This window comes from Loktanella sp. R86503, from assembly GCF_042466455.1.
In the GTDB taxonomy this organism is placed as follows: Bacteria; Pseudomonadota; Alphaproteobacteria; order Rhodobacterales; family Rhodobacteraceae; genus Loktanella.
The window spans coordinates 2,829,582-2,843,994 of record NZ_JAXHCI010000002.1 but is presented as its reverse complement, the minus strand read 5'-3'; the positions used below and the strand labels follow the sequence as shown (position 1 = coordinate 2,843,994).

General features: G+C 57.7%; 18 protein-coding genes. 12 read left to right on the top strand and 6 right to left on the bottom strand.

Annotated elements, in window-relative coordinates:
• Positions 1-44 precede the first annotated feature (44 nt).
• Positions 45-1,007, bottom strand: coding sequence for a malate dehydrogenase (mdh, locus tag SJY10_RS14990; RefSeq protein ID WP_386684076.1), 963 nt, complete (start codon positions 1,005-1,007; stop codon positions 45-47).
• Positions 1,008-1,161: 154 nt separating this feature from the next.
• On the opposite strand from mdh, the gene SJY10_RS14985 reads away from it, so the two are divergent.
• Entirely contained in the window at positions 1,162-1,917 is a 756-nt protein-coding gene (locus tag SJY10_RS14985; protein ID WP_386684074.1) for a sulfite exporter TauE/SafE family protein, read from the top strand.
• A gap of 61 nt (positions 1,918-1,978) precedes the next feature.
• On the opposite strand, the gene SJY10_RS14980 is transcribed toward SJY10_RS14985, so the two are convergent.
• Together SJY10_RS14980 and SJY10_RS14975 are read right to left on the bottom strand one after the other, a co-directional pair.
• A complete protein-coding gene (locus SJY10_RS14980; RefSeq protein ID WP_386684072.1) occupies positions 1,979-2,632 on the bottom strand; it encodes a PRC-barrel domain-containing protein in 654 nt (217 codons plus the stop codon).
• Positions 2,633-2,763: 131 nt separating this feature from the next.
• A complete protein-coding gene (locus SJY10_RS14975) occupies positions 2,764-3,075 on the bottom strand; it encodes a hypothetical protein (RefSeq protein WP_386684070.1) in 312 nt (103 codons plus the stop codon).
• Between the two features lie 159 nt (positions 3,076-3,234).
• Between SJY10_RS14975 and SJY10_RS14970 the strand changes: the two genes are divergently transcribed.
• From SJY10_RS14970 to SJY10_RS14925, 10 genes are all read left to right on the top strand, one after another.
• Positions 3,235-4,077, top strand: a complete 843-nt coding sequence (locus tag SJY10_RS14970; protein ID WP_386684068.1) for an HpcH/HpaI aldolase/citrate lyase family protein — start codon at positions 3,235-3,237, stop codon at positions 4,075-4,077.
• On the top strand, positions 4,074-4,619 hold the full coding sequence (locus tag SJY10_RS14965; RefSeq protein WP_386684066.1) for an NnrU family protein: 546 nt from the start codon (positions 4,074-4,076) through the stop codon (positions 4,617-4,619). The genes SJY10_RS14970 and SJY10_RS14965 overlap by 4 nt, the downstream gene beginning before the upstream one ends.
• Positions 4,620-4,622: 3 nt before the next feature.
• On the top strand, positions 4,623-4,829 hold the full coding sequence (locus SJY10_RS14960; protein ID WP_386684064.1) for a DUF1737 domain-containing protein: 207 nt from the start codon (positions 4,623-4,625) through the stop codon (positions 4,827-4,829).
• Complete coding sequence (locus SJY10_RS14955) at positions 4,826-5,851, top strand: MaoC family dehydratase (RefSeq protein ID WP_386684062.1); 1,026 nt, start codon at positions 4,826-4,828, stop codon at positions 5,849-5,851. The genes SJY10_RS14960 and SJY10_RS14955 overlap by 4 nt, the downstream gene beginning before the upstream one ends.
• 196 nt (positions 5,852-6,047) lie before the next feature.
• On the top strand, positions 6,048-6,431 hold the full coding sequence (gene sdhC, locus SJY10_RS14950; RefSeq protein ID WP_386684060.1) for a succinate dehydrogenase, cytochrome b556 subunit: 384 nt from the start codon (positions 6,048-6,050) through the stop codon (positions 6,429-6,431).
• Between the two features lie 12 nt (positions 6,432-6,443).
• On the top strand, positions 6,444-6,815 hold the full coding sequence (gene sdhD / locus SJY10_RS14945; RefSeq protein WP_090189530.1) for a succinate dehydrogenase, hydrophobic membrane anchor protein: 372 nt from the start codon (positions 6,444-6,446) through the stop codon (positions 6,813-6,815).
• Positions 6,816-6,835: 20 nt separating this feature from the next.
• Positions 6,836-8,641: a succinate dehydrogenase flavoprotein subunit gene (gene sdhA, locus SJY10_RS14940; protein ID WP_386684057.1), complete on the top strand. Its 1,806-nt coding sequence runs from the start codon at positions 6,836-6,838 to the stop codon at positions 8,639-8,641.
• Positions 8,641-8,940, top strand: coding sequence for a hypothetical protein (locus SJY10_RS14935; protein ID WP_386684055.1), 300 nt, complete (start codon positions 8,641-8,643; stop codon positions 8,938-8,940). Before sdhA ends, SJY10_RS14935 begins: the two co-directional genes overlap by 1 nt.
• A 27-nt stretch (positions 8,941-8,967) precedes the next feature.
• A complete protein-coding gene (locus SJY10_RS14930) occupies positions 8,968-9,747 on the top strand; it encodes a succinate dehydrogenase iron-sulfur subunit (protein WP_386684053.1) in 780 nt (259 codons plus the stop codon).
• Between the two features lie 79 nt (positions 9,748-9,826).
• On the top strand, positions 9,827-10,660 hold the full coding sequence (locus SJY10_RS14925) for an urea carboxylase-associated family protein (RefSeq protein ID WP_386684051.1): 834 nt from the start codon (positions 9,827-9,829) through the stop codon (positions 10,658-10,660).
• Here the strand turns inward: SJY10_RS14925 and deoD are convergent.
• Complete coding sequence (gene deoD, locus SJY10_RS14920) at positions 10,657-11,361, bottom strand: purine-nucleoside phosphorylase (RefSeq protein ID WP_386684048.1); 705 nt, start codon at positions 11,359-11,361, stop codon at positions 10,657-10,659. The genes SJY10_RS14925 and deoD overlap by 4 nt on opposite strands.
• On the opposite strand from deoD, the gene SJY10_RS14915 reads away from it, so the two are divergent.
• Positions 11,350-11,934, top strand: coding sequence for a DUF4329 domain-containing protein (locus SJY10_RS14915; protein WP_386684046.1), 585 nt, complete (start codon positions 11,350-11,352; stop codon positions 11,932-11,934). The two genes, deoD and SJY10_RS14915, sit on opposite strands and share 12 nt — an antisense overlap.
• Positions 11,935-11,936: 2 nt before the next feature.
• Here SJY10_RS14915 and SJY10_RS14910 read toward each other — a convergent pair whose 3' ends face one another.
• Positions 11,937-12,263, bottom strand: coding sequence for an H-NS family nucleoid-associated regulatory protein (locus tag SJY10_RS14910; RefSeq protein WP_386684043.1), 327 nt, complete (start codon positions 12,261-12,263; stop codon positions 11,937-11,939).
• A 93-nt stretch (positions 12,264-12,356) separates the two neighbouring features.
• Complete coding sequence (locus SJY10_RS14905; protein ID WP_386684040.1) at positions 12,357-14,312, bottom strand: methylmalonyl-CoA mutase family protein; 1,956 nt, start codon at positions 14,310-14,312, stop codon at positions 12,357-12,359.
• Positions 14,313-14,413 lie beyond the last annotated feature (101 nt).

The following is a 14,413-nucleotide window of genomic DNA, read 5'->3' as shown; positions in this document are numbered from 1 at the left end:
AATGATGCAGCGCGGCTTGATCGTCGCAGATATGATGTCAGGTCTTAAGCGAGGGTCGAGTCGATTTCCTTGCAAGCAGCGACCAGGCCTTTAACGGCATCGACGGACTTGTCGAACATGGCCTGCTCGGTCTTGTCCATCTTGATTTCGACCACACGCTCAATCCCGCCGGCACCAATAATCGTGGGCACGCCGACATAGAAACCATCCAGACCGTAAGCCCCATCGACATGTGCAGCGCAGGGCAGCAGACGCTTTTGGTCTTTCAGGAATGCCTCGGCCATCTCGATGGCAGAGGTTGCCGGGGCGTAGAAGGCAGAGCCGGTTTTCAGCAGGCCGACAATCTCTGCGCCGCCGTCACGGGTACGCTGCACGATGGCGTCCAGCTTGTCCTGCGTGGTCCAGCCCATGTCGACCAGATCGGGCAGAGGAATGCCGCCAACAGTGGAATAGCGGGTCAGTGGGACCATCGTATCGCCGTGGCCGCCCAGCACAAAGGCAGTCACATCGCGCATGGAGACGTTGAATTCCTCGGCCAGAAAGTGGCGAAAGCGGGCGGAGTCCAGCACGCCAGCCATACCGCAAACCATCTTGTGCGGCAGGCCGGAAAATTCACGCAGCGCCCAGACCATCGCGTCCAGCGGGTTGGTGATGCAGATGACGAAAGCATTCGGCGCATGGGCTGCAATGCCTTCGCCGACGGATTTCATGACCTTCAGGTTGATGCCCAGCAGATCATCACGCGACATGCCCGGCTTGCGCGGCACGCCAGCGGTCACGATGCAGACGTCAGCACCGGCGATATCGGCGTAATCGTTCGTACCTTTGAAAGAGCCGTCAAACTTGGCCGAGGGGCCCGATTCGGCGATATCCAGCGCCTTGCCCTGCGGCGTGCCTTCGGAAATGTCGAACAGGACGACGTCGCCCAGTTCTTTTACAGCTGCGAGGTGGGCAAGCGTACCACCGATTTGTCCGGCGCCGATCAGTGCAATCTTGGGTCTGGCCATAGGAAGGCTCCTGCTATTATGCGGGTTGAACTTGGCGAGTTGGTTATTCCTTTGACATAAGGGGTGCAAGGGGACAGCCGATGACTGGGTTTTTCGGCCCTTGGTCGCCGGCGGTGTTTCGCCCCGGGAACACTACGTTTCATAAGGTTTGTTGATGATCACCTTTGATCTGCTTTTTTTCGCAATCGCCATTCCGGCTGTGTTGTTTGCTGCCATTTCCAAGTCCGGCTTCGGGTCCGGGGCGGCTTTCGCGGCCTCTGCGATCTTGGCACTTGTTGTGCCGCCGGGGCCTGCGCTGGGAATCATGCTGCCCCTGCTGATGCTGATCGACGCCGCATCTCTGCGTCCCTATTGGCGCAAGTGGGATGCCCCATCCGCCTGTCATATTTTGATCGGTTCCTTGCCGGGCGTCGTGCTTGGCGCGCTGATTTACGCGGCCGTAAATGCAGATTCATTTCGCCTGTTGATCGGTGCAATCTGCATCGCATTCGTCTTTTGGCAGCTTGGCCGGTCGCGCGGCCTTATCCGGGTTGGTAATTTCCCATTTTCGCGCCATTGGGCGTGGATTACCGGATTGACAGCAGGGTTTACCAGCTTTGTCAGCCACGCCGGAGGACCGCCGGTCGCGGTGTTCCTGCTGGGGCAAAACATGCAAAAAACGACCTATCAAGCCACGACGGTCATCGTCTTTTGGGCCATCAACCTGATGAAGTTTGTGCCCTACCTTTTTCTAGGCATATTCAACGCGCAGACGGCACTTGCGGACCTGTTCCTTGCGCCTTTTGCCATTGCCGGAACCTTTTTAGGTGTGCGGGCCCATCATTATGTGTCTGACCGCGTTTTCTTTGGTCTGACCTATGTCCTGCTTCTTGCGACGGGCACCCGTTTGCTGTGGCAGGCCCTTTCATAGCGGCACCATAAACGAAAAGGCCGCCCACAAGGGGGCGGCCTGAACGCATATCCGAAGTGTATTAGTTCATCGGTGCTTCATACTCGGGCAGCTCTTCCAGCTGCTCTTGTGTCATCGACACATAGGCGCGCATGTCGTCACCTTCGTTCTGCTTCATCAGCTGAACGTCGTCATAGGCGATCGAAACGGGCTTTTGACCCAGACCCAGAAAACCGCCTACGTCTACGATGACATCGGTCACGGTGCCATCTTCGGCGATGACCAGATCACCGATTGCGCCGACTTCTTCCTCGTTCGGACCGTAGACATTCAGGCCCGTCAGCTCTTCGGCTGTGACGTCAGCGTTGACGGCAGTGGTGTAGCCTTCTTTTTCCATCATCGGTGCGTCGGTATCGGTCATGGTGTCAGTCGTTTCCATGTCGGTGGCGGCAGCATCCGTGTCGGCCATCGGGTCCGTCATTTCATCTGTCGTCGTATCGGTCATGGTATCGGCTGGCATATCGTCTGCCGGCATTTCATCGGCTGGCATGGCTTCGTCGGTCGATTCCATGGTGTCGGTTGTCGCCTCTGGGACGATTGTGCCGTCGGTGGCTGCGGGCGCTTCGGTTGTCATTGCGCCGTCTGTGGCAGCGTCATCAGTCGTTGTGTGGCTTTCGGCAAATGCGCCGTTGGCAACAACAAGAGCAATCGCGGTGGTTGCAAGAAAACGTTTCATGACTGGTTCCTAACGAGTGGTTTACTGGGCCAGAGCTTCTAGCCCTTCTATGCACACACAACGCCGTCAATTCGTGTTTGGTTGCACACTCGCCGGTGAATTTTTGTGCGACGGCGATAATCCGCCGCGTGTCAGGTCGGGGTCGCCGGAACAAGCCCGTCACGATGCGCAAGGTTGAAATCATGGCCTGATGCGATGATGCACGCCGGTCCGTCAGGTCGTGATACAGTCATGGTCCAGGTTCCTTTTGCGCTGACGTAAAGGGCAATCAACATGTCATACTGTGTTAGGGCTGTGGCCAGCAAATGTTCGTCATAAGTACGGGCCAGGGCCGCGGGCATGTCGTGTGATGACAGACATGCGGCGTTTTGTGCAAACACACGCGGAGCGAGCATTGTTATAAGGCTGAAAGCCAAAAGCAGGTGGGCGGTCCGATTGCGCATATCCATATCCTTTCGGTACGGTCCAAACCTGCAGGTCCATGGTAAATGAAACGACCAAACGGCGCACGGCAGGGTTAACGCGCTGCGTCACCGAATTTTGGGCTTGAATTAATGCGTTAGATTTTGCCAGTTTGGCGCAATCTTATTACGAGGCAATCCATGCAGACCCGTCCCACCCGCTCCGCCCTTTATATCCCCGGATCAAAGCCGCGTGCGCTGGACAAGGCGCGCGGACTGACCTGCGATGTCATCCTGTTCGACCTAGAAGACGCCGTCGCCCCCGATGCCAAGATCGAGGCGCGTAGCACCCTGCGTGATGCCTTGGCGCAAGGCGGCTATGGTGGGCGGCTAAAGCTCGTGCGGATCAATGGGCTGGACACAGACTGGGGCGCTGACGATGCCCTCGCCGCTGCAAATATGGCATGTGATGGCGTGCTGGTGCCAAAGGTCAGCAGCCCCGCCGATCTGGATGCGGTTGCAGATCTGGTCCCGGACCTGCCGTTATGGGCCATGATGGAAACCCCGCTGGGTATCCTGAACGCGCAAACCATCGCCGCTCATCCCCGGCTGGAAGGGTTCGTCATCGGCACGAATGATTTGGCAAAGGATATGGGCAGCCGTACCCGCGCGGCGCTGTCAACTGCGCTGCAGCACTGCCTGCTGGGTGCGCGCGCTGCCGGTATTGTCGCCATCGACGGCGTTTACAATGCCTATCAGGATCAGGACGGCCTGCATCGTGAATGCACTGAAGGGCGCGACATGGGCTTTGACGGAAAGTCGTTGATCCACCCTGCGCAATTGGACACCGCCAATGCCATCTTTGGCCCGACAGCAGAAGATATCGACCTTGCGCACCGCCAGATCGCAGCTTTTGATGCCGCCGTCGCCGCAGGGCAGGGGGTCGCCGTTCTGGATGGCCGAATCGTCGAGAACTTGCATATCGTCACGGCGCGGGCCACGCTGGCAAAAGCTGACGCCATCGCCGCATTGGAGAGCGCATGACACTTATCCTTTTAGGTCTGATCTTGTGGTCAGGCAGCCATCTGTGGACACGGCTTGCGCCGGAAAGTCGTGCCGCGATGGGGGCCAAGGGGCGCACTACCGTGGCCATCCTATCAATTCTCGGTATTGTCTGCATGGTCATCGGCTACCGGATCGCTGACGGCACATCTTACTGGGGCCGCACGCCTGCCATGACAGGGATCAACAATTTGCTGGTCCTGCTGGCCTTTTACCTGTTTGCCGCCTCTGGCAAAGGTACGCGCGTCACCCGTGCGATCCGCCATCCGCAACTAACGGCGGTCATCCTTTGGGCCGTGGCGCATTTGCTGGTGAACGGCGATACGCCGTCGTTCCTTTTGTTTGGCGGTTTGCTGGTCTGGGCCGTGGCCGAAATTATCGTACTGAATAAGGCGCTAGGCCCGCGCGGTGCCTATCACGCGCCGCCGATCAAATCTGAAATTATCGCCGTTGTCGCGACGCTGGTCGTCTTTAGTATCGCCGCCGCTATTCACATTGCCCTTGGCTACAACCCATTCGGATAAATCATGACCAAAATCTATCGCCTCCTGACCGAAGACGACACTTCTGCCTTTTGCCACAAGGTTTCTGACGCCCTGTCCAAAGGATGGGAGCTTTATGGTACACCGACCTACGCCTTTGATCAGGCCAACGGCGTGATGCGCTGCGGGCAGGCGGTGACCAAGGATATCTCGGTGGACTACCACCCCGATATGAAGCTGGGCCAGCAATGACCAAAACCAACGCGGGCCGCTTTTTCGAAGATTATGCGGTCGGCGATGTTATCACCCACGCCGTGCCGCGCACCATAAAGATGGGGGAACGGGCGCTGTATCACGCGCTATATCCCGCACGGCACGCTTTGCATTCCTCTGATACCTTTGCCCAAAGCTGCGGTTTGCCGTTCAGCCCGCTGGACGATCTGGTCACGTTCCATACCGTCTTTGGCAAAACCGTGCCCGATGTGTCCCTGAACGCTGTCGCCAACCTTGGTTACGCCGAAGGCCGCTGGCAAACCCCGCTTTGGCCCGGTGATACCATTACGGCCAAGTCCGAGGTGATCGGGATCAAGCAGAATTCCAATGGCAAAAGCGGTGTGGTCTGGGTGCGGACCACCGGTCGCAACCAGCATGGCGAAGTTCTGTTGTCCTATGTCCGCTGGGTCATGGTCCGCAAACGCGGTGACGGCCCTGCACCGCAAGCCGTTGTGCCTGATTTGTCGGACCGCGTTGATGCGGCAGATTTGGTTATCCCGCGCGGGCTGGATTTTAGCGGTTACGATTTCACCCTTGCGGGCGAGGCGCACCGCCTGCACGACTATAGGGTGGGCGAGGTCATTGACCACGTCGACGGTGTGACCGTCGAAGAAGCAGAGCATATGTTGGCAACCCGCCTCTGGCAGAACACGGCCAAGGTGCACTTTGACGCGACCAACCGGCCTGACGGTAAGCGGCTGATCTATGGCGGTCACGTCATCAGCCTTGCCCGCGCCCTGTCCTTCAATGGATTGGCCAATGCGCAGTTGGTTGTTGCGTTGAACGGCGGCGTCCACGCCAATCCCTGCTTTGCCGGCGACACGGTGCGCGCCTGGTCCGAGGTGCTTGAGATTGCCGAAACCACCGCACCGGGCGTCGGCGCAATCCGCCTGCGTCTGGTCGCGACGAAAGGAACGGCTGGCGTGTTGCGGGGCGATGACGGCAAATATTTGCCGGATGTTCTTCTGGATCTGGATTATTGGGCGCTGATGCCGCTTTAAATAGCGCGGCAACGTTCAGCGTCAGATTTGTGATCACGCGCTTAAATTATGTGATCACATACACCTAAAATCTGCCGGGCGCGGCGATTTCGCGCAGAGTTTGACCGTCGCTGCGCGTGACTTCACCTTCGGGATGGTGCAGAACTAGACCAATTGCGCACCCGGACGCGGGATGCCGTAGCTTAAGGGAACCGACATGGCTGATGTAAACCGGGGCAATCGCCCGCTTTCGCCGCATCTGACGATCTATCGTCCGCAATGGACGTCGATGACGTCCATCTTTACGCGGATTACCGGCAATGCGCTGATCGTGACCGCGTTGTTGATTGTCTGGTGGTTCGTCGCCGCCGCGACCGGCCCTGATGCCTTTGCCACCGCTGACGGGTTCATCACCAGCTGGTTTGGCGATCTGATCATGTTCTTTTCGGTCGCGGGCATCTGGTATCATACGCTGGCTGGCATCCGTCACCTGATCTGGGACAGCGGTCGCATGCTAGAGGTCGATAAGTCGGAAACCTTTGGTCAGGCCATGGTGCTGATAGCCGTGCTGCTGACGATTTTCACTGTCATCGTGCTGTAAGGGGTTCTGACCATGGCTTATATGACCGACCGTAAACGCGCCGCTGGCATGGGTTCCGCGAAATCCGGCACCCAGCATCACTGGCACATGATGATCAGCTCTGTCGCGCTTGCCGGCTTGATCCCATTGTTCATCTTCACCTTCGGCAGCATTTATGGTGCCCCCTATGAAGATGTCGTTGCCTATTACCAGCGACCCTTCCCGGCGATCGTTGCCTTGCTGACGATTGCCGTCGGCTTCATCCACTTTCGCGGTGGTGTGCAGACCTTGATCGAAGACTACGTTCACGGCACGGCCAAAAAGGTCGCGATCATTGCGATGATTTGCCTGTCCTATACCGCAGCTGCGGCCGGCGTTCTTGCCGTCGCCAGCCTTGCCCTTTGAAACGCTTGAGGAACTGACCGATGGCTGCTTACGAATACGAAACACACACCTATGACGCTATCGTTGTCGGTGCCGGCGGCTCTGGCCTGCGTGCGACGCTGGGTCTGGCCGAGCAGGGCCTGAAAACGGCCTGTATCACCAAGGTGTTCCCGACCCGGTCCCACACTGTTGCAGCGCAGGGCGGCATCGCGGCGTCCTTGTCGAACATGGGTCCCGACCACTGGCAGTGGCACATGTACGACACCGTCAAAGGGTCTGACTGGCTGGGCGACACCGACGCGATGGAATACCTCGCGCGTGAAGCTCCCAAGGCTGTGTATGAGCTAGAGCACTACGGCGTGCCGTTTTCCCGGACTGAAGAAGGCACGATCTATCAGCGCCCCTTCGGCGGCCACACCACCGAATTCGGTGAAGGCCCCCCCGTGCAGCGCACCTGCGCCGCAGCCGACCGCACCGGCCACGCCATTCTGCACACGCTTTATGGTCAGTCGCTGAAGCAAAAGGCCGAGTTCTACATCGAATATTTCGCCATCGACCTGATCATGTCCGAAGACGGTCAGTGTCAGGGCGTTGTCGCATGGAAGCTGGACGACGGCACCATGCACGTCTTTAATGCCAAGATGGTCGTGCTGGCCACGGGCGGCTATGGCCGCGCCTATTTCAGCGCAACCTCTGCCCATACCTGCACCGGTGACGGCGGCGGAATGGTGGCGCGTCAGGGGTTAAAGCTGCAGGACATGGAATTCGTGCAGTTTCACCCCACTGGTATCTACGGTGCCGGCTGCCTGATTACCGAAGGTGCCCGCGGCGAAGGGGGATACCTGACCAACTCCGAAGGCGAACGCTTTATGGAGCGTTATGCGCCGACCTATAAGGACCTTGCGTCCCGTGACGTGGTATCCCGTTGCATGACAATGGAAATCCGCGAAGGTCGCGGTGTTGGCCCGAAAAAGGACCATATCCACCTGAACCTGAACCACCTGCCGCCGGAAACGCTGGACCTGCGCCTGCCCGGCATCACCGAATCAGCCCGCATTTTCGCCGGCGTCGACCTGACAAAAGAACCGATCCCGGTGCAGCCGACCGTTCACTACAACATGGGCGGCATCCCTACGAACTATTGGGGCGAAGTGCTGAACCCGACGGATGAAAATCCCGATGCGATTGTGCCCGGCCTGATGGCCGTGGGCGAGGCAGGCTGCGCCTCTGTGCACGGGGCGAACCGTCTTGGGTCAAACTCCTTGATCGACCTTGTGGTCTTTGGCCGCGCCGCGGCGATCAAGGCCGGTCAGATTGTCAATCCTAACACGGAAAATGCGCCGCTGAACCAGGCATCGGTTGATGCGGCCTTTGACCGTTTCGACAAGCTGCGCCACGCGAACGGCAGCACCCCGACCGCTGCTCTGCGTCTTGAAATGCAAGAGGCGATGCAGGCTGACGCCGCCGTTTTCCGCACGGACAAGACACTGGCCGAAGGCGTGGAGGCGATGAAAAAGATCGCGGCCAAGCTGGACGATTTGCATGTCACCGACCGCAGCCTTGTCTGGAACAGCGACCTGATGGAAACGCTGGAACTGACGAACCTGATGCCCAATGCGCTTGCCACTATCGTCTCTGCCGAGGCGCGCAAGGAATCCCGCGGTGCCCACGCCCACGAGGATTACCCCGATCGCAACGACGACGAATGGCGCAAGCATAGCCTTGCGACTGTTGACGGTGCCAATGTGAACCTGACCTATCGTCCGGTGCATATGGACCCGCTGACGACCGAAGCCGAAGGCGGGATCGACATGAAAAAGATCGCACCCAAGAAGCGGGTGTATTGATGCGCGCTTTCGGCCTGATTGCAGGTTTTGCGGTGCTGGCAGCCTGTGCGCCGCCGAAAACGCCGACCCTGCAACAGGTCGAAGCCAAGTGCAGCCAAGAGGCACGGGCCGCGGCTGGACCAACCGGCAGCATCGCGGTTGGTGCCTCTAGCAGCAACGGTTTGCAGTCCGGCATTTCGATCGGTGTGACAGACGATTTCTTGCGCGGCCGCGATCCGGCCGTCGTTTACGCGGAATGCTACACCCGGTTGTCCGGCGCCGCACCGCTGATCCCTTATTCGCCTACCGCAACCCGGTAAGGCCGTTTGCAGACAGGAGCCTGAGACATGGTTGAATTCACGCTACCCAAAAACAGCCGCATGGTGACGGGCAAAACCTGGCCCAAGCCAGAGGGTGCCAAGAACACGAAAAAGGTGCAGGTTTACCGCTGGAACCCTGATGACGGCAAAAACCCGCGTCTGGATACCTATTTTGTCGATCTGGACACCTGCGGGCCGATGGTTCTGGACGCGCTGATCAAGATCAAAACCGATATCGACCCGACCCTGACCTTTCGCCGGTCCTGCCGCGAAGGAATCTGTGGTTCCTGCGCCATGAACATTGACGGTGTGAACACGCTGGCCTGTATTTCCGGCCTTGATGAAGCCAAGGGCGATATCAAGATCTATCCGTTGCCGCACATGCCTGTGGTTAAGGACCTGATCCCCGATCTGACGCACTTTTATGCCCAGCACGCCAGCATCATGCCGTGGCTTGAAACTAAAACCAACGCGCCCGCAAAAGAGTGGAGGCAGTCCATCGAAGACCGCGAAAAGCTGGATGGTCGGTACGAGTGCATCATGTGTGCCTGCTGTTCGACCAGCTGCCCGTCCTATTGGTGGAACTCTGACCGCTACCTTGGCCCGGCAGCCCTTTTGGCGGCGCACCGCTGGATCGTCGATAGCCGTGACGAAGCGACGGGTGAGCGTCTGGATGATCTGGAAGATCCGTTCAAGCTGTACCGCTGCCACACAATCATGAACTGCGCCAAGACCTGCCCTAAGGGTCTGAACCCGGCAAAAGCCATTGCGGAAATCAAACATATGATGGTCGAACGGATCGTATGATCCGGACTGGACTTTGAAACGCAAACGCCGTCCCTTGGGGCGGCGTTTTGTTTTGAATGAACGATGAATAGGAAGCGACATGAGCGAACCTTTGGATGCACAAGACCTGCGGGATATCGCGCCGGTGATCTGCTACCCGAACGACAGCCTGGCTGTGCCGCAGGCCGCACTTGATCGCGCTGCTTTGCCGCTTGAGCCTGTGTCTTATGTGACGGTTCCGGCCCGCGACGCTGCATCCATCCGTGTCAAGGCCGGGGAAGTCCTGCGTATTCATTGCCCAGAGGGGCCGCAGGTCGGCGATCTGAACCTTTTCAACGCCAATGACCTGACAGAGCGTTTTTATTCCGGCAAGACCCGTGCGCTGCACGGCAGCCATGTCACGACCGGCGACCGGCTTTGGTCGAACTTTCCGTTTCTGCGCCCCATCGCGACCATTACCCATGATACGTTGGGATGGTACGGGCGGGATGCCTATGGCGGCGCGGTGCACGATGTGATCGGAACGCGGTGTGATCCATATACGGCGCGACTTTTGGGCGGTCACGACTATCACCATTGCTGTCATTCCAACCTGACCCGCGGTCTGGCCGACGCCGCAAATCTGCCTTTGCGGGATGCAGAGCCACATGTGCACGATGTCTTGAACGTATTTATGTGCACCGGCTTTACCGCCAATACCGGGCAATATTTCATGAAGGCGAGCCCTGTGCGCAAGGGCGATTACCTGGATCTGCTGGCTGAAATTGACCTGCTTGCAGTCCTGTCCGCCTGTCCCGGCGGCGATTGCAGCGCCCAGCATTCTTCTGACGCCGCGATTTGCTACCCCCTCGCGATGGAGGTGCTGGACCCAAAAGGGGCGGCCCCTTGGCAGGAGCCGCCCCTTAATGCTTATTCACGTGGGCATGGGCGTTAGGTGAACGCAGCTTCCAATGCAATTTCGACCATATCACCAAAGGTGCGCTCGCGTTGATCCGACGGCAGCGCTTCTCCGGTGATGATGTGGTCGCTGACGGTCATCACGGCCAGGGCGCGGCGCTTGTAACGGGCGGCAAGTATATAGAGTTCTGCCGCTTCCATTTCGACGGCTAGGACACCGTGACGGATCATCTGCTCTGTCAGGTCGTTGCGTTCGGCATAGAAGGTATCAGAAGAGTAAATGCTTCCGACATGCGTCGGGGTGCCACGCTTGGTCGCCGCAGCATGGGCGGCTTGCAGCAAGCTGAAATCTGCGACCGGGGCATAGTTCAATTCGCGAAAAATCGTGTCCGACGGCGTGCCAGAGGAACAGGCGGTCATGGCCAGAACCACGTCGCGGACTTTGGTCTGGTCCTGCATGCCGCCGCAGCTGCCGATCCGGATCAGGGTCTTCACGTCATAGTCTTTGATCAGCTCGTTCGCGTAGATCGACATTGACGGCATGCCCATGCCCGACCCTTGGATCGTGACGCGGTTGCCCTTCCACATGCCTGTGAAGCCTAACATGCCCCGCACTTCGTTAATGCAGGCAGCATCAGTCAAAAATGTTTCGGCCGCCCATTTGGCGCGATAGGGGTCGCCTGGCATAAGGACAGTTTCGGCAATGTCACTAGGCTTTGCGCCAATATGAATAGTCATGTCTTGGTTTCCTTGTTGTTTCGCAGGAGTATTGCTGGAAACCGCATCGAAAGAAAAGCCATGCTACGCTACGTGATCCTTCTGCCGCTGCTCTTGGCAACTTCCGCGCACGCCCAAGATGCGCAAGAATTGGCGTTGGCCCGGTCGGTTCTGACAAGCCTTCAGGCGCAGTCTTTTGAAAAGCAGCGTGAATATTGTGGCTATCTCGGTCTGACCCGAGACGGCGAATTGGTCAGTACGGCGCCGGTTGCAGGTGATATGGCCAGCTGCGCCGCGCGTTTCCCCGACGATATCGCGGTCATCGCATCCTATCACACGCATGGCACCTTTAACGAAGGCTACTTCAATGAAATGCCAAGCACCATCGACGTGGAAAGCGATAGTGCTGCCTATATGAATGGATATGTCTCTACGCCGGGTGGGCGTTTTTGGTATATAAATGGTCGCACGCGCGTATCGCGGCAGATTTGCGGCGTGGGGTGTTTGCCGGTGGCCCCCCAATTCCGCAAAGGCGCTGATGGCGAAGTGGTCGAGGAATATACCTTCGAAGCTTTACGACGCCACCAGCAATAGGCTTAAATTTCCAACGTGCTTGGGTCGGTGCCGTTTGCCATTTCGGTCTTGTACCAATCAGGCTGACGGCCTTTGCCAGTCCATGTTTGGGTCGCATCGGCAGGATTGCGATACTTTGGTGCGGAAACGGACTTGATGCCGCCACGCTTTTTGCCGCCGGCCATTTCGGCCAGATCGCTTAGTGAATAGCCGAAATCGGCTGCCGCTTTTGCGGCGGCGTCATGTGCCATCTTCAATTCGCGGCTTTCGACGCTTTTCAGCGCGGCATCAACGTCCTTGCGCAGTTTTTCCAGATCCTTGCGGGTCATGGATTTTAGGTCGGCATTCATATTCAACTCCTGAAAAAGGCGCCGGGAAAAGTCCCAATAAGCCCCGATATAGTGCATTTGCACCTAAGTCGATAATATTTAGTTAATGCTATCCTATAGTACAGAGGCCTCAGACCGGTCGGCCAGGCTGACAATATCATTCATTATTTCATTAAGCCGGAAATCTTTCGGTGTATAAACGCGGGAAACCCCCAGTTTTTTCAGTCGTTGCCTGTCATCGTCCGGAATGATGCCGCCAGCGATCACAGGAATATGACCAAGGTCGGCTGCGTGTAATTTAAGCATAAAGCTTTCTATCAGCGGTATATGCGAGCCCGAAAGGATCGAGAGCCCGATAATATGGGCACCTTCATCACGGGCGGCCTGAACCAATTCGTCGGGCGTCAGGCGAATACCTTGGTAGGCAATATCCATTCCGCAATCACGCGCACGGGTTGCAATCTGTTCGGCGCCGTTGGAATGGCCATCCAAACCGGGTTTGCCGACCAGAAACTTCAGCCTTCGCCCCAGTTTTTTTGACACGGCATCCACGCGGGCGCGAATGTCGTCCAAATCTTCGATGTGATTTGACGGGGCGGCACTGACACCCGTCGGTGCGCGGTATTGGCCAAAGACTGCCCGGACGACGTCGGACCATTCGCCAGTCGTCACCCCGGCCTTTGCCGCTGCGATTGACGGGGGCATGATGTTGCTGCCGTCAATCGCAGCCTGGCGCAAGGCGTCCAGCGCTGCCTGCACTGCTTGGGGATCGCGCGCGGCTTTCCAGTGTGCCAGACGATCCAGCTGATCGGCCTCGGCTGCAGGGTCGGATACCATGATGGCATCATCGCCAGCTGTCAGCGGCGATGGCTCTGCGCTTTCCCATTTGTTCACACCCACCACCGTGGTGGCGCCTGTTTCAATTCCGCGGATACGCGCGGCATTCGACTCCACCAGTCGTCCCTTCATATAGGCAATCGCCTCGACCGCGCCGCCCATGCTGTCAATCGTGGCTAATTCGGCACGGGCACCGTCCATCAAGGCCTGCACTTTGCGGTCAATCGCCGGATTGCCGTCAAACAGGTCCTCGAATTCCAAAAGGTCTGTTTCATATGCCAATATTTGTTGCATCCGCAGGGACCATTGCTGGTCCCATGGCCGTGGCAGTCCCAAAGCTTCATTCCAGGCGGGTAATTGCACGGCACGCGCACGCGCATTTTTCGACAAGGTGACCGCAAGCATTTCAATCAGGATGCGATACACGTTGTTTTCAGGCTGCTGTTCAGTCAAGCCAAGCGAATTGACCTGCACCCCATACCGAAAGCGGCGGTATTTAGCATCCGCGACACCGTAGCGCGTCTGGCAGATCTCATCCCACAGGGCGACAAAGGCGCGCATTTTGCATAGTTCCGTCACGAAACGGATGCCTGCGTTCACAAAGAAAGAGATTCGTCCGACCATTTGCGGAAAATGCGCGTCGGGCACTTTTCCTTTCAGGTCGTCCAGCACTGCTGTCGCGGTTGCAAGGGCGAAAGCCAGTTCTTCCTCTGGTGTCGCGCCAGCCTCTTGCAAATGATAAGAGCACACGTTCATCGGGTTCCATTTTGGAAGGAATTCCCTTGTATAGGCCGCAATGTCGGTGATCATCCGCAATGATGGGGCAGGGGGGCAAATATATGTGCCGCGCGATAGGTATTCCTTGATAATGTCATTTTGCACTGTCCCTTGAAGGGCGGAAATATCGGCGCCCTGTTCCTGCGCCACCGCGATATAAAGCGACAAAAGCCAAGGCGCGGTCGCGTTGATCGTCATAGAGGTATTCATCTGGTCCAGCGGAATATCTGCAAACAGCATGCGCATATCGCCCAAGTGGCAAATCGGAACGCCAACCTTGCCCACTTCGCCCAGCGTCAATTCGTGATCGCTGTCATACCCGGTCTGCGTCGGCAAATCGAAAGCCACGGATAAACCGGTCTGCCCTTTTGCCAGATTTCCGCGATAAAGCGCATTTGACGCTGTCGCGGTAGAGTGACCAGCATAGGTGCGAAACAGCCAGGGGCGGTCGGTCATCGGAAAACTCCGTCATTGGTCGCGTAATTTTATTACGATATGTATCGGTTATATGTAACTTTGAACCTTCGTCAAGCGCTGCGCTGCGGCATGGCGGGATT

What these genes read in the sequence shown, in the direction of transcription:
- mdh (WP_386684076.1), bottom strand. Translation starts at nt 1,007, where the DNA reads ATGGCCAGACCCAAGATTGCACTGATCGGCGCCGGACAAATCGGTGGT.
- SJY10_RS14985 (WP_386684074.1), top strand. Translation starts at nt 1,162, where the DNA reads ATGATCACCTTTGATCTGCTTTTTTTCGCAATCGCCATTCCGGCTGTG.
- SJY10_RS14980 (WP_386684072.1), bottom strand. Translation starts at nt 2,632, where the DNA reads ATGAAACGTTTTCTTGCAACCACCGCGATTGCTCTTGTTGTTGCCAAC.
- SJY10_RS14975 (WP_386684070.1), bottom strand. Translation starts at nt 3,075, where the DNA reads ATGCGCAATCGGACCGCCCACCTGCTTTTGGCTTTCAGCCTTATAACA.
- SJY10_RS14970 (WP_386684068.1), top strand. Translation starts at nt 3,235, where the DNA reads ATGCAGACCCGTCCCACCCGCTCCGCCCTTTATATCCCCGGATCAAAG.
- SJY10_RS14965 (WP_386684066.1), top strand. Translation starts at nt 4,074, where the DNA reads ATGACACTTATCCTTTTAGGTCTGATCTTGTGGTCAGGCAGCCATCTG.
- SJY10_RS14960 (WP_386684064.1), top strand. Translation starts at nt 4,623, where the DNA reads ATGACCAAAATCTATCGCCTCCTGACCGAAGACGACACTTCTGCCTTT.
- SJY10_RS14955 (WP_386684062.1), top strand. Translation starts at nt 4,826, where the DNA reads ATGACCAAAACCAACGCGGGCCGCTTTTTCGAAGATTATGCGGTCGGC.
- sdhC (WP_386684060.1), top strand. Translation starts at nt 6,048, where the DNA reads ATGGCTGATGTAAACCGGGGCAATCGCCCGCTTTCGCCGCATCTGACG.
- sdhD (WP_090189530.1), top strand. Translation starts at nt 6,444, where the DNA reads ATGGCTTATATGACCGACCGTAAACGCGCCGCTGGCATGGGTTCCGCG.
- sdhA (WP_386684057.1), top strand. Translation starts at nt 6,836, where the DNA reads ATGGCTGCTTACGAATACGAAACACACACCTATGACGCTATCGTTGTC.
- SJY10_RS14935 (WP_386684055.1), top strand. Translation starts at nt 8,641, where the DNA reads ATGCGCGCTTTCGGCCTGATTGCAGGTTTTGCGGTGCTGGCAGCCTGT.
- SJY10_RS14930 (WP_386684053.1), top strand. Translation starts at nt 8,968, where the DNA reads ATGGTTGAATTCACGCTACCCAAAAACAGCCGCATGGTGACGGGCAAA.
- SJY10_RS14925 (WP_386684051.1), top strand. Translation starts at nt 9,827, where the DNA reads ATGAGCGAACCTTTGGATGCACAAGACCTGCGGGATATCGCGCCGGTG.
- SJY10_RS14915 (WP_386684046.1), top strand. Translation starts at nt 11,350, where the DNA reads ATGAATAGTCATGTCTTGGTTTCCTTGTTGTTTCGCAGGAGTATTGCT.
- deoD (WP_386684048.1), bottom strand. Translation starts at nt 11,361, where the DNA reads ATGACTATTCATATTGGCGCAAAGCCTAGTGACATTGCCGAAACTGTC.
- SJY10_RS14910 (WP_386684043.1), bottom strand. Translation starts at nt 12,263, where the DNA reads ATGAATGCCGACCTAAAATCCATGACCCGCAAGGATCTGGAAAAACTG.
- SJY10_RS14905 (WP_386684040.1), bottom strand. Translation starts at nt 14,312, where the DNA reads ATGACCGACCGCCCCTGGCTGTTTCGCACCTATGCTGGTCACTCTACC.